Source organism: Streptomyces sp. SYSU D01066-1 (assembly GCF_054956795.1).
In genome coordinates, this window is record NZ_JBUDHV010000007.1 from 111,787 (window position 1) to 125,131 (window position 13,345).

Annotated in this window: 13 protein-coding genes; 6 read left to right on the top strand and 7 right to left on the bottom strand. The window is 69.9% G+C overall.

Going from position 1 to position 13,345, the window contains the following annotated elements; all coding sequences use genetic code 11:
- Nucleotides 1–181 precede the first annotated feature (181 nt).
- The gene (locus ACY1JF_RS09605) at nucleotides 182–646 is read left to right on the top strand and encodes a MarR family winged helix-turn-helix transcriptional regulator (RefSeq protein WP_462704582.1); all 465 of its coding nucleotides are present in this window, start codon (nucleotides 182–184) and stop codon (nucleotides 644–646) included.
- A 51-nt stretch (nucleotides 647–697) separates the two neighbouring features.
- On the top strand, nucleotides 698–1,150 hold the full coding sequence (locus tag ACY1JF_RS09610) for an N-acetyltransferase family protein (RefSeq protein WP_462704583.1): 453 nt from the start codon (nucleotides 698–700) through the stop codon (nucleotides 1,148–1,150).
- 70 nt (nucleotides 1,151–1,220) lie between these two features.
- Here ACY1JF_RS09610 and ACY1JF_RS09615 read toward each other — a convergent pair whose 3' ends face one another.
- Both ACY1JF_RS09615 and dnaB read right to left on the bottom strand, forming a co-directional pair.
- Nucleotides 1,221–2,606, bottom strand: a complete 1,386-nt coding sequence (locus ACY1JF_RS09615; protein ID WP_462704584.1) for a serine hydrolase domain-containing protein — start codon at nucleotides 2,604–2,606, stop codon at nucleotides 1,221–1,223.
- 736 nt (nucleotides 2,607–3,342) lie between these two features.
- Nucleotides 3,343–4,821, bottom strand: a complete 1,479-nt coding sequence (gene dnaB, locus ACY1JF_RS09620; RefSeq protein ID WP_462704585.1) for a replicative DNA helicase — start codon at nucleotides 4,819–4,821, stop codon at nucleotides 3,343–3,345.
- Nucleotides 4,822–5,279: 458 nt separating this feature from the next.
- On the opposite strand from dnaB, the gene ACY1JF_RS09625 reads away from it, so the two are divergent.
- Nucleotides 5,280–6,617 (top strand): MATE family efflux transporter, encoded by a 1,338-nt coding sequence (locus ACY1JF_RS09625; protein ID WP_462704586.1) that lies wholly within the window; start codon nucleotides 5,280–5,282, stop codon nucleotides 6,615–6,617.
- A 244-nt stretch (nucleotides 6,618–6,861) separates the two neighbouring features.
- Here the strand turns inward: ACY1JF_RS09625 and rplI are convergent, their stop codons facing one another.
- The 4 genes from rplI to rpsF form a co-directional block, all read right to left on the bottom strand.
- Nucleotides 6,862–7,308, bottom strand: a complete 447-nt coding sequence (gene rplI / locus ACY1JF_RS09630; protein ID WP_462704587.1) for a 50S ribosomal protein L9 — start codon at nucleotides 7,306–7,308, stop codon at nucleotides 6,862–6,864.
- Nucleotides 7,309–7,326: 18 nt separating this feature from the next.
- Nucleotides 7,327–7,563, bottom strand: coding sequence for a 30S ribosomal protein S18 (gene rpsR, locus ACY1JF_RS09635; RefSeq protein ID WP_003949403.1), 237 nt, complete (start codon nucleotides 7,561–7,563; stop codon nucleotides 7,327–7,329).
- A gap of 72 nt (nucleotides 7,564–7,635) precedes the next feature.
- On the bottom strand, nucleotides 7,636–8,223 hold the full coding sequence (locus ACY1JF_RS09640) for a single-stranded DNA-binding protein (protein WP_462704588.1): 588 nt from the start codon (nucleotides 8,221–8,223) through the stop codon (nucleotides 7,636–7,638).
- A 74-nt stretch (nucleotides 8,224–8,297) separates the two neighbouring features.
- Nucleotides 8,298–8,588 carry a 30S ribosomal protein S6 gene (gene rpsF / locus ACY1JF_RS09645; RefSeq protein ID WP_215169684.1) on the bottom strand — a complete coding sequence of 97 codons (291 nt, stop codon included), beginning with the start codon at nucleotides 8,586–8,588 and terminating at the stop codon, nucleotides 8,298–8,300.
- Between the two features lie 277 nt (nucleotides 8,589–8,865).
- Between rpsF and ACY1JF_RS09650 the strand changes: the two genes are divergently transcribed.
- The 3 genes from ACY1JF_RS09650 to ACY1JF_RS09660 all read left to right on the top strand — a co-directional run bounded on the left by ACY1JF_RS09650 (nucleotide 8,866) and on the right by ACY1JF_RS09660 (nucleotide 11,585).
- Nucleotides 8,866–9,180: a hypothetical protein gene (locus tag ACY1JF_RS09650; protein WP_462704589.1), complete on the top strand. Its 315-nt coding sequence runs from the start codon at nucleotides 8,866–8,868 to the stop codon at nucleotides 9,178–9,180.
- Nucleotides 9,181–9,376: 196 nt separating this feature from the next.
- On the top strand, nucleotides 9,377–10,498 hold the full coding sequence (gene femX / locus ACY1JF_RS09655; protein ID WP_462704590.1) for a peptidoglycan bridge formation glycyltransferase FemX: 1,122 nt from the start codon (nucleotides 9,377–9,379) through the stop codon (nucleotides 10,496–10,498).
- 55 nt (nucleotides 10,499–10,553) lie between these two features.
- The gene (locus tag ACY1JF_RS09660; protein ID WP_462704591.1) at nucleotides 10,554–11,585 is read left to right on the top strand and encodes an alanine racemase; all 1,032 of its coding nucleotides are present in this window, start codon (nucleotides 10,554–10,556) and stop codon (nucleotides 11,583–11,585) included.
- A gap of 170 nt (nucleotides 11,586–11,755) precedes the next feature.
- Here the strand turns inward: ACY1JF_RS09660 and ACY1JF_RS09665 are convergent, their stop codons facing one another.
- Nucleotides 11,756–13,261, bottom strand: a complete 1,506-nt coding sequence (locus ACY1JF_RS09665) for a glycosyltransferase family 87 protein (protein ID WP_462704592.1) — start codon at nucleotides 13,259–13,261, stop codon at nucleotides 11,756–11,758.
- Nucleotides 13,262–13,345 lie beyond the last annotated feature (84 nt).

Here is a 13,345-nt window from a genome sequence, read left to right on the forward strand (position 1 = left end):
CCCGAAAGCCCCGATCGCCAGGGCGAGAAGCGCGAGAGACAGGGGCGAGTACGCCTTCCCTGGGATCGCGGGGGCGCTCGGACCACGCCAACGAAAGGCGTCGGCGCGGAATACTTGCACACGCCGTCTATTGCATTTCTGGCTTACTCTTGTCTCAGCCGCTCCGGGACGGAGGAACGCCATGACAGCGACAGACCCCGCACTCACCGCTCTCGCCCAGGGGTGGTGCGCCCTCTCCCTGCTCCACGGGAGGATCGAGGCCCACATCGAGCGCGCCCTGCAGGCCGGTCACGGCCTCAGCGTGCGCGAGTACTCCCTGCTCGACGTGCTCAGCCGCCAGCACGACGGTGACGGAGGGCATCTGCAGATGAAGCAGGTCGCCGACGCGGTCGTGCTCAGCCAGAGCGCCACCACCCGCCTGGTGACCCGCCTCGAGGACCGTGGCCTGCTGGAGCGCTACCTCTGCCCCACCGACCGTCGCGGCATCTACACCAATGTCACCGAGGACGGCCTGAAGCTGCTGAGGGAAGCCCGGCCCACCAATGACACCGCTCTGCGCGAAGCCCTCGACGAAGCCTCGCGGAACCCCGACATCGCTCCGCTGGTCCGGGCCATCGAGACCCTGAAGGCACCGCTGCCCGCCTGAGCCCGCCGAGAACCACCGTCCCTGTCCGCCTCCCTGCGTAGAGTGCGGGCCATGGGGAATCTCGAGATACGGCCGGCCGTCGAGGAGGACGTCGCCGCGATCGTCGCCATGCTCGCCGACGATCCGCTGGGCGCCCAGCGCGAGTCGCCCGGCGATCTGAGTCCTTACCTGGCCGCTTTCGATCGGCTCAGCACCGATCCGAACCAGCGACTGGTCACCGCCGTCCGCGACGGGCGGGTCGTGGGGACGCTCCAGCTGACCGTCATCCCCGGCCTGTCCCGTCGCGGCGCGACCCGGTCGGTCATCGAGGCCGTACGCGTCCACGCCGACGACCGTGGCAGCGGACTGGGGACACAGCTCATCCAGTGGGCGATCGATGAGTCACGTCGCCTTGGATGCGCCCTGGTGCAGCTGACCTCCGACGGCAGCCGCACCGACGCGCACCGCTTCTATGAGCGGCTGGGCTTCTCGGCGTCCCACGTGGGCTTCAAGCTCCAGCTCTGACAAGGAAGCTCCAGCTCCGACAAGGCCGGGAAGATGTCCTGTTTCACGTGAAACAGGACACTCCCGCCACTCAGCCGATCCCCCGCCACCCCCGCGGGTCCACCCCGCCCGGCACGGGAGCGTCCTCGTCGTACGGCCGCCGCGTGAAGACGAACGACCCGAGGTCGAGATGGCTCACGGTCCCGTCCGGACGCCGCACGGCCCGCAGCAGCTCACCGGCGTAGTAGCCCTCCAGACCGCGCCAGGTACCGTCGCCGTTGGGCCGGAACCGGGAACGCCGGCCGCCGCCCGTCAACGGCTCCAGGGATACGCCCCCATCGGCGGTGAGCCGCAGGGCGAAGGTGTTCGTACCCCAGTACCACGGCCCCGTCAGCTCCAGTACCGACGCGTCGGCCTCCGGCAACGGCCGCCAAGGCTCGGGAATCCGCGGCTCGGCCTCCGCGACGATACGGACCAGATCGGCACCCACCGCGGACAGTCGCGGGCCCGAGGTGCAGTTGGCCAGGACCACTGCCGCGACATCGTCCTCGACACCGATGGTGAGGTTGGCCAGGAAACCCGGCAGCGAGCCGGAGTGCCCCACCAGCATCCGTCCGTCCCCGTACTGGATCTGCAGACCGAGGCCGTACGTCATGCCGTCACCGACATCAGCCGCCTCGGCGGGTGCCGCGGGCGCTCGCATCTCCCGCACGCTCTCCGCGCTCAGCACCTTGTCGTCCCCGTGCGTCAGGAACGCGGCGAACCGCGCCAGGTCTGCGGTCGTGGACCAGAGCTGACCGGCCGGTGCCATCCGCCCGAGGTCCTCCAAGGGCTCGGCCAGCATCACGTCCGCCCACGGGTGCACCGCCCAGCCGTCCGCGTGCGGCGGCCGGGGACGCGTACTCGTACGCCTCAGTCCCAGCGGTTGCAGCACCTCCCGCCGCAGTACGTCCTCCCAGGGCGCCCCGCGCACCTCCTCGACCAGCGCGCCCAACAGGGTGTAGCCCGGGTTCGAGTAGTGGTGCCGACGGCCCACCGGGTGAAGGAGAGGCTGTTCGCCCAGCACATCGGCGAGTTCGGGACGGAGAGAACCGGGGGTCCGCTCCCACCACGGGGCCGGCGTCTCGGCCGCCAGACCACCGGTGTGCGCGAGCAGACCCGCGATCGTGGCCTGCCCCGCCCCGGTGCCCGGCAGGTGCTCCTCCAGCGGGTCCCCCAGGTCGAGCAGCCCCTCGTCCCGCAGGCGCAGCACGAGAACGGCCGTGAAGGTCTTGGTGATCGACCCGATCCGGTACTGCACGTCCGCGTCCGGGACCTGCCCGTCCACCGATGTCCGCGCGCCGTGCCAGACGGCCCGCCCGCCCCGGACGACCGCGGCGGTCAGGGACGGCGCCCGGCCCTCGGACTGGGCCACGGCGATCCGGTGCAGCAACGCACGGCGGGTGGCGGGAAGCAGCTCTTCCTCAGATGACGTCATGGCCCCAGTCCACCCGCCCGGGCCGCCCGCGTCGAACTCATTTCGCCGGGACGGCCGGTCCTTCCACCATGGGGCACGGAGAATCCGTCTCCCGAGGGCGGCCTCTCCTCGGGGCAGGCGGCGGATTCCGGCGGTGACCTCGGCCCTTCCGCGCTCCGTCGCCACGGACCGACTTCCGCCGACCCTGGTCTCTCCCGGACCTCGCGGCTGCCCGCAGCCTGGCCGCGGCATCGGCACTGGCTGCTGCCGGGCAGGGGACCGACCCGGGTTCGGTGCCGGGCAAGAACCCGACCTGGGGTTGGTGCCGGGCAGGAGCTCGACCCGAGCTCGGTGCCGGGCAGGGGTGCGGGCCCGCTCCGGGGAGCCGGTGCCGCCCGCGCCGCTGCGGACCGGGAGCCCTGGAACCGGCCGGAACGCGTGAACGCGATCCGGCCGGCTGCGGTCCGGCCCTCGCCGGCACCGCCGACGGCCCACGCGAGCACCAACTGGGCCAGGTGCCGTCCGCTCCACCCGCTCGCGCACGGTCACGGCACGCTCGGACTCCGCGTAGGTGGGTGGTGCCCCGCGTCGTGGGCCCGCTGCCCGCCGTCGAGGGAGGCCGGCTGCCATCGGTGCCGGCTCACACCCAGCGCGCTGCGGTGAGTGCCGCCCGAGCTCTGTCCCGAGCCGCTGGACCTGCTTGCCGGGCACCGCGGCGGTGACGCCACCGAAGACGGGAGCCCCGCACCGGCCCGGATCAGGTCTGCGCCATGTCCACGAAACGCGAGTAGTGCCCCTGGAAGGCGACCGTGATCGTCGCGGTCGGACCGTTCCGGTGCTTGGCCACGATCAGGTCGGCCTCGCCCGCGCGCGGCGACTCCTTCTCGTAGGCGTCCTCGCGGTGCAGCAGGATGACCATGTCCGCGTCCTGCTCGATGGAACCGGACTCACGCAGGTCGGAGACCATCGGCTTCTTGTCCGTGCGCTGCTCGGGACCGCGGTTGAGCTGTGAGAGCGCGATGACCGGGATCTCCAGTTCCTTCGCCAGCAGCTTGAGGTTACGGGACATGTCCGAGACCTCCTGCTGCCGGCTCTCGGCCCGCTTGGAGCCGCCGGACTGCATCAGCTGGAGGTAGTCGATGACGACCAGCTTCAGGTCGTTGCGCTGCTTGAGACGTCGGCACTTGGCACGGATCTCCATCATCGACAGGTTCGGGGAGTCGTCGATGTAGAGCGGAGCCGCCGAGACGTCCGGCATCCGGCGGGCCAGCCGCGTCCAGTCGTCGTCGGTCATCGTGCCCGACCGCATGTGGTGCAGGGCGACACGGGCCTCGGCGGACAGCAGGCGCATCGCGATCTCGTTGCGCCCCATCTCCAGCGAGAAGACGACGCTGGGCAGGTTGTGCTTGATCGACGCGGCCCGCGCGAAGTCCAGCGCCAGCGTCGACTTGCCCATGGCGGGACGCGCCGCGATGACGATCATCTGCCCGGGGTGCAGCCCGTTGGTCAGCGAGTCGAAGTCGGTGAACCCGGTGGGCACCCCGGTCATCTCGCCGCTGCGCGAGCCGATCGCCTCGATCTCGTCGAGCGCGCCCTCCATGATGTCGCCGAGCGGCAGGTAGTCCTCGCTGGTCCGCTGTTCGGTGACCGCGTAGATCTCCGCCTGCGCCCGGTTGACGATCTCGTCGACGTCGTCGTCGGCCGCGTATCCCATCTGGGTGATCCGCGTACCCGCCTCGACCAGGCGGCGCAGGACGGCCCGCTCGTGGACGATCTCGGCGTAGTGCGGGGCGTTCGCCGCCGTGGGTACGGTCTGGACGAGGGTGTGCAGATAGGACGCCCCGCCGACCTTGTTGATCTCGCCTCGCCTGGTCAGCTCGGCGGAGATCGTGATCGGGTCGGCGGGCTCACCCTTGGCATAGACGTCGAGGATCGCCTGGTAGATCGTCTCGTGGGCCGGCTTGTAGAAGTCGTGGCCCTTGAGGATCTCCACCACGTCGGCGATGGCGTCCTTGGACAGCAGCATGCCGCCGAGCACCGACTGCTCGGCGTCCAGGTCCTGCGGGGGGACCCGCTCGAACGCCGGGCCCGCGCCGTCCCAGACCCCGCTCTCCCGGCCGCGCTCGTGCTGGTCGTCGCGCCCCCGCGCCCCGTCACCCCGGCGGCGGGAGGCGGGCAGACGATCGCTTGGGCCGCTGTCGGCCCACGGCTCGTCCAAGGGCTCGGAAATGCTCACCGAGCCACCTCCTCCCGTCCGCGGCGCGGACCTCGCCGTGCCCTCAGTTCTACGGCACGGCACTGACAAATAAGAGGCCCAACTCCGGTTCCGCCGCGGCGGATTTATACCGTTTCGCGAACCGGTGGACGGAGCGGGCGCCGGACCACCGTAGGCCCGTCGGCACCGTCAGCCAATCTGGTTATCCACAGGCCATGTGGACGACGGCCCAGATGCTGTGGAGAACTCCGCGAAACCTGTGCACGACCCGGTGGACAGCCCTGTGAACAAGCCCTCGCCGTTCCCAACGTGACCGCTGTGACCAGCGCTTTCGCCATCCACCGGCTGTGCAGAAGAAAAACTTGCCCGGTCGGGTCAAGATCGTTGTGGACCGTACACGGATATCCACACACCGCGACAAGAAGTAAGGGTCACGACTGCTTTGCATCTCTTACCTGTGGAAGATTAGATTGGTGCTCATGACACAGGCCCCCGCGCGCTCCCGCCCCACCCGGGCCCGGCACGACCGAGAGATCATCGCTCTGGCCGTTCCCGCTTTCGGCGCCCTCGTCGCCGAGCCGCTCTTCGTCATGGCCGACAGTGCGATCGTCGGCCATCTCGGCACCGCGCAACTCGCCGGCCTCGGCGTCGCCTCGGCCCTTCTGACCACCGCCGTCAGCATCTTCGTCTTCCTCGCCTACGCCACCACGGCTGCCGTCTCCCGACGAGTCGGCGCTGATGATCTCCAGGCCGCCATCCGGCAGGGCATGGACGGCATCTGGCTGGCCCTGCTGCTCGGCGCCGCCGTCATCGCCGTGGTCCTGCCCACGGCTCCGTCGCTCGTCGAACTCTTCGGCGCCTCCGACACCGCGGCCCCCTACGCCACCACCTACCTGCGCATCTCCTCGCTCGGCATCCCCGCCATGCTCGTCGTGCTCGCGGCGACCGGTGTCCTGCGCGGTCTGCAGGACACCCGGACTCCCCTGTACGTCGCCGTCGGGGGCTTCGTGGCGAACGCCGCTCTCAACGCCGGGCTGGTCTACGGTGCCGACCTGGGCATCGCCGGCTCAGCCTGGGGCACGGTCATCGCCCAGTGCGCGATGGCCGCCGTCTATCTGGTGGTCGTCGTCCGGGGCGCGCGCCGGCACGGCGCCTCACTGCGCCCGGACCTCGCCGGGATCAGGGCCTCCGCCCAGGCCGGCGTACCACTGCTGGTCCGTACGCTCTCACTGCGGGCGATCCTGATGATCACCACGGCCGTGGCGGCCCGCCTCGGTGACGCCGACATCGCGGCTCACCAGATCATCCTGTCCCTGTGGAGCCTGCTCGCCTTCGCCCTCGACGCCATCGCCATCGCCGGACAGGCCATCATCGGGCGCTGTCTGGGAGCCGGCGACGGACAAGGGGCCCGGGACGTCTGCCGCCGCATGGTCCAGTGGGGCATCGCGGTAGGAATCGTGCTCGGCGTGCTGGTGGTGGTCACCCGGCCGGCCTTCCTGCCTCTGTTCACCGGTGACTCCGCGGTCAAGGACGCGGCTCTGCCCGCTCTGGTGGTCGTAGCGCTGTCCCAGCCGGTCTGCGGTGTCGTCTTCGTCCTGGACGGCGTCCTGATGGGGGCGGGCGACGGTCCGTACCTGGCCTGGGCGATGCTGGTCACCCTGGCGGTCTTCACCCCGGCGGCGTTGCTCGTTCCCGTCTACGGCGGCGGGCTCACCGCCCTGTGGGCGGCCATGACACTGATGATGACCGTCCGCTTGGCCACGCTGTGGCTGCGGACGCGCTCCGGCCGCTGGGTCGTCACGGGCGCCACGCGCTGACCGTTTCACGTGAAACACCCGCTGTGCCGCATTGAAGGGTTTCTGAGGGATGCCTGCGGCGCTGCCACACACCGCACCGGGAACGCGCGTGCCGGACGTCGCTCCCTCTCCCCCGGAGGTCCCTCAGAAGCCCCCGATCCGGCACGACGTTCCACAACGTCCCACGTCGCCTCACATACACGAGGAGGGGGCCGTGTCCCAGCAGGACACGGCCCCCTCACTCACCGCTGAGCGGGTACGGCACTCAGGCCGCGACCACCTCAAGGCTGACCTTGGCGTCGACCTCGGGGTGCAGACGCACCGACGTCTCGTGGGCGCCCAGCGTCTTGATCGGCGAGCCGACCTCGATGCGGCGCTTGTCGACCTCGGGGCCACCGGCGGCCTTGATCGCCGAGGCGATGTCGGCCTGGGTGACGGAACCGAAGAGACGACCGGCCTCGCCGGCGCGGACCGCCAGGCGGACCTTGACGCCCTCGAGCTGGGCCTTCACCTGGTTGGCCTGCTCGATGGTCTGGATCTCGTGGATCTTGCGAGCACGACGGATCTGCTCGACGTCCTTCTCGCCGCCCTTGGTCCAGCGGATGGCGAACTTCCGCGGGATCAGGTAGTTGCGAGCGTAACCGTCCTTGACGTCGACGACGTCGCCCGCGGCACCGAGGCCGGAGACCTCGTGGGTGAGGATGATCTTCATGAGTCGGTCACCCTTCCCTTATCGCGCGGTGGAGGTGTAGGGCAGCAGCGCCATCTCACGGCTGTTCTTCACGGCCGTGGCGACGTCACGCTGGTGCTGGGTGCAGTTGCCGGTCACGCGGCGGGCACGGATCTTGCCGCGGTCGGAAATGAACTTCCGCAGCATGTTCGTGTCCTTGTAGTCCACGTACGTGACCTTGTCCTTGCAGAAAGCGCAGACCTTCTTCTTCGGCTTGCGCACAGGCGGCTTCGCCATGGTGATTCTCCTGTGTGATCAAGAAGTGTGGGTACGAGCCCGTCCCCGAGGGACGTCCCTGGAAGGGGCGCCCTAGAAGGGGGGCTCGTCCGAGTAGCCGCCGCCACCGCCGCCGGAGTTTCCACCCCAGCCACCGCCGCCGCCCTGCTGGCCACCGGCGGGAGCACCGGTCGCCCACGGGTCGTCGGCCGGAGCGCCGCCGCCCTGCTGGCCGGCGCCGGGGCCGCCGCCCCAGCCGCCGCCCTGGGCGCCGCCGCCACCGCCGCCGTAGCCGCCCTGGCCTCCGCGGCCCTGGCCCGAGGTCTTGGTGACCTTGGCCGTGGCGTTGCGCAGGCTGGCGCCGACCTCGTCGACGTCCAGCTCGTAGACCGTGCGCTTGACGCCCTCACGGTCCTCGTAGGACCGCTGCTTCAGCCGGCCCTGCACGATGACGCGCATGCCTCGCTGAAGCGACTCGGCGACGTTCTCCGCCGCCTGGCGCCAGACCGAGCAGGTCAGGAAGAGGCTCTCGCCGTCCTTCCACTCGTTGGTCTGGCGGTCGAAGGTGCGGGGAGTGGACGCGACACGGAACTTCGCGACGGCCGCACCGGAGGGGGTGAAGCGCAGCTCGGGGTCGTCGACAAGATTGCCGACGACCGTGATGACGGTCTCGCCTGCCATGGGGGAACCTCTCGGCGGGTTTGCTGCTGGCTGCTTGTGCTGCTACTCGAATCCCGGACCGGCTGAGCGGAAGCTCAGTGGGTCTCGGGACGGAGGACCTTGGTCCGGAGGACCGACTCGTTCAGGTTCATCTGGCGGTCGAGCTCCTTGACGACCGCAGGCTCGGCCTGCAGGTCGATGACCGAGTAGATGCCCTCGGGCTTCTTCTTGATCTCGTACGAGAGACGACGACGGCCCCAGGTGTCGACCTTCTCGACCTTTCCGCCACCGTCACGGACGACGGACAGGAAGTTCTCGATCAGCGGAGAGACAGCGCGCTCCTCGACATCGGGGTCGAGGATGACCATCACCTCGTAGTGACGCATGTGGAACCCACCTCCTTTGGACTCGGCGGCCACGGTCGTTCCGTGGCAGGAGGGTTGTGATGCGTTCGCCTCGGTATCCGTCAGTAGAACAGCGGCCACTGACAATCAGGACGATCGTCGCGGGCTCTGAAGCTGCGGCTGAGCAGACACCGGTGCAGACGGTACACAGTACCCGCACCCCGGCTTCCGGTTGAAATCCGGCCGGGGAGACAGACAATCTGTACACAAAGGGTGTGTAGGGCGCTACCATGCGCCGCCTATCGCAGGAGGTGCCCCCATGGCACAGGCAATGCGAACCGGCACCGCCGGCGGCCTCTTCGCCACCGACGGCAAGCCCCATCCGCTCCAGGACGCCCTGATGGCCGCGACCTTGGTGCTGGGCATCACGTCGTTCATCACCGCGATGTTCCACCATCTGCACCTGCTCAGCTCCTGGGCCGGCCTGCTCGGCATCGTCGCCGGTGTCTACGGCCAGTGGATCTCGGTGACCACCCGTGAGCGCTTCGGCCTGATCGTGGGCATGGGAGCCGCGGGCGTCGGTTTCCTGCTGGGCATGGCGCACGGCGGCCTGTTCGGCGGGGTCATCGACTGACGTCCGGGGTCGTCGACCGGCGTCGGGGGCACCGCGACCGGACAACGGGTGACGCTCCGGTCCCCGGTGGCTTCCGGCCCGGCCCGGGCGAAGGAGCCGTGGGCCCAGTCGGGGCGCCCCGCGGGCGCAGTAGGCTTCGCGCGAGAGCCGGAGCCCCTGTACCCATGGGGACGAACCAGCCCGAGGAGCGCCCCGAATGAGCCTGACCCTGAGGACCATCAGCCGCGAGCAGCATCTGGCGTACATCCAGAGTCTGCCGTCGGCGAGTCACATGCAGGTCCCGGCATGGGCGGACGTCAAGGCGGAGTGGCGTTCGGAGAACCTCGGCTGGTTCGACGACCGGACCGGCGAACTGGTCGGCGCGGGCCTCGTCCTCTACCGCCAGCTGCCCAAGATCAAGCGGTACCTCGCCTATCTCCCCGAGGGCCCGGTCATCAACTGGTTCGCGCCGAACCTCCAGGAGTGGCTGGAACCGATGCTGGCGCACCTCAAGCGCCAGGGTGCCTTTTCGGTCAAGATGGGTCCGCCGGTGATCATCCGTCGCTGGGGCGCGGCCTCCATCAAGAAGGGTATCCAGGACCCGGACGTCAAGCGCCTGCGCGACATCGAGGCCGACTTCATCGAGCCTCGCGCCTTCGAGGTGGCCGACAAGCTGCGCAAGATGGGCTGGCAGCAGGGCGAGGACGGCGGCGCCGGCTTCGGTGACGTACAGCCGCGTTACGTCTTCCAGGTCCCGCTGGCCAACCGGTCCCTGGAAGAGGTCCACAAGAACTTCAACCAGCTGTGGCGCCGCAACATCAAGAAGGCCGAGAAGGCCGGCGTCGAGGTCGTCCAGGGCGGTTACCACGACCTGGAGGAGTGGCAGCGGCTGTACGAGATCACGGCCGTCCGCGACCACTTCCGGCCCCGTCCGCTCTCCTACTTCCAGCGCATGTGGACGGCCCTCAACTCCGAGGACCCCAACCGCATGCGGCTGTACTTCGCCCGCCACAACGGCGTGAACCTCTCGGCGGCGACGATGCTGGTCGTCGGCGGGCACGTCTGGTACTCCTACGGCGCCTCCGACAACATCGGACGCGAGGTGAGGCCCTCCAACGCCATGCAGTGGACGATGCTGCGCGACGCCTACGCGCTCGGTGCCACCGTCTACGACCTGCGCGGCATCTCCGACTCCCTGGACGAGACCGACCACCTCTTCGGCCTGATCCAGTTCAAGGTCGGCACGGGCGGCGAGGCCGGCGAGTACCTCGGCGAGTGGGACTTCCCGCTCAACAAGCTGCTCCACAAGGCCCTCGACCTCTACATGTCGCGTCGCTGACGCCGCCTTCCCACCCCCGACACACGCTGCCACGAGAAAGGTTCCAGGTCCGGCCATGGCGCTCACGCTCTACGTCGACACCGCGCGCTGGCGGGCGCACCACAAGCACGTGCAGGAGCAGTTCCCCGCACTGGTCCCGGTCTGCAAGGGCAACGGCTACGGCTTCGGGCACGAACGGCTGGCGGAGGAGGCCACCCGGCTCGGCTCCGACGTGCTGGCCGTCGGCACGACGTACGAGGCCGCCCGGATCAAGGACTTCTTCGGCGGCGACCTGCTGGTCCTGACGCCTTACCGGCGCGGCGAGGAGCCCGTGCCGCTGCCCGACCGGGTCATCCGGTCGGTGTCCTCGATCGACGGGGTCTACGGTCTCGTCGGCGCCCGGGTGGTCATCGAGGTGATGTCCTCGATGAAGCGGCACGGCATCAGCGAGCAGGAGCTGCCGCAGCTGCACGCCGCCATAGAGAACGTCCGGCTGGAGGGCTTCGCCATCCACCTGCCGCTGGACCGCGCCGACGGTTCGGACGCCGTCGAGGAGGTCATCGGCTGGATGGACCGGCTGCGCGCGGCCCGGCTGCCGTTGCACACCATGTTCGTCAGCCACCTGAAGGCCGAGGAACTGGCCCGCCTCCAGCAGCAGTTCCCGCAGACCCGCTTCCGCGCCCGGATCGGCACCCGGCTGTGGCTGGGCGACCACGACGCCACCGAGTACCGCGGGGCCGTCCTGGACGTCACCAGGGTCGTCAAGGGGGAGCGGTTCGGCTACCGGCAGCAGAAGGCGGCCTCGGACGGCTTCCTGGTGGTCGTGGCGGGGGGAACGTCGCACGGCGTGGGGCTGGAGGCGCCGAAGGCCCTGCACGGGGTGATGCCGCGGGCCAAGGGCGTCGCCCGGGCCGGTCTCGCCACGGTGAACCGGAACCTGTCGCCGTTCGTCTGGGGCGGCAAGCAACGCTGGTTCGCCGAGCCGCCGCACATGCAGGTCTCGATCCTGTTCGTGCCCTCGGACGCGCCGGAGCCGAAGGTCGGTGACGAACTGGTCGCCCACCTGCGCCACACCACGACGCAGTTCGACCGGCTTCTCGACCGCTGACGGCCGGGCCTGGCCGGCCAGGCCCGGGGCTCGACGGCCCTGAGCGCCCGCCTCGGCCCCGAATCAGCTCCCACCGGTCCACCGAGGCCCTCCCGCAGCACACAGGCCGTACCCGGCGATCCGGGTACGGCCTGTGTGCTGCGGGAGGCAGTCGCTTCCCGGGAGCCCGATCAGCGCGGCCCGTCGCCGTGGCGCTCGGTGCCCCACTCCACGGGCGGACCCTCGGACTCCTCCGGGTGCCGCGCCGTCCCCGCCCCTCGGGCGAGGGCGAAGGCGTCGGCGGCGCCGTCGAGCACCCCGCCGGAGGGATCGTCGTCACCGGCCCTGCGCACCGGGTCCCGGTCCGGCATGAGGATGTCGCGGACGACCATCACGCAGAGGTAGAACGTGCCCAGCAGATGCAGTCCGATCGCCCAGTGGTAGCCGTCGGGCGGCAGCCCCTTGTGGGCGTCTCCGCTGGTCGTGTACGCGAGGTACATCCAGATGCCCAGGAAGTAGGCGACCTCGCACGCCTGCCAGATCAGGAAGTCCCGCCACTTCGGCCGGGCCAGCACCGCCAGCGGCACCAGCCACAGGACGTACTGGGGTGAGTAGACCTTGTTGGTGAGGATGAAGGCCGCGACGATCAGGAAGGCGAGCTGGGCGAAGCGCGGCCGGCGGGGCGCGGTCAGCGCGAGTGCCGCGATGCCGCCGCAGCACAGCAGCATCAGCAGCATGGCGAGCGTGTTGACCGTCTCGGTGCTGAGCGGGTCGTCCGAGTTCTGCGCCAGGATCAGCCAGAAGGATCCAAAGTCGACGCCCCGCTCCTGGCTGAAGGTGTAGAACTTCGACCAGCCGTCGAAAGCGAAGAGCATCACCGGCAGGTTCACCACGAGCCAGGAGGCGGCGGCGCCGCCGAGAGCGGCCCCGTACTCCCGCCACTTGCCCGCCCGCCAGCACAGGACGAGCAGCGGCCCGAGGATCAGGAACGGGTAGAGCTTGGCGGCCGTGGCGAGCCCCAGGAGGACACCGAAAGCCAGGGGGCGGCTCCTGGACCACATCAGCATCGCCGCGGCCGTCAGGGCGACCGCCAGCAGGTCCCAGTTGATGGTGGCGGTGAGGGCGAGGGCCGGCGCGAGGGCGACCAGCAGGCCGTCCCACGGGCGCCGCCGGTGGGTCCGGGTCACGCAGACCGCGATGACCACCGCGCAGATCATCAGCATGCCCGCGTTGACCAGCCAGTACCACTGCTGCTGGTCCTGGGTGCTGTCGGCGCCCGGTGTGAGCCAGGACGCGACCTCCATGAACACGCCGGTCAGCACCGGGTACTCCAAGTACCGCATGTCCCCGGGGAGCTCGTCGAAGTACGGGACGAGCCCGTCCGCGAACCCGCGTCCGGTGAAGAGGTGCGGGATGTCCGAGTAGCAGGCGTGTGTGTACTGCGAGCTGGCGCCGAAGAACCAGCCGCCGTTGTAGCAGGGTGCCTTCTGGACCAGACCGAGGGCGAACATGCCGATCGCCACGAGTGCGATCACCCGTACCGGGGTCCACCAGGACGTGCCGAGCAGGGCCCGTCGGCCGAGAGGGCCACCGAACAGCTCGCTGCCGGCCGCCGCGACCCGGTCCTCCCGGGTCGGCCGCACCGGGTCCGGCCGGGCGCTCGCTTGCGTCGATTCTGCACTGGGCATGGGGCACATCCTGCCGTACGCACCTCTGAAAACACCGAGGGCCGCCGCACCAGGTCGGTGCGGCGGCCCTGTTTCACGTGAAACATACGGGTG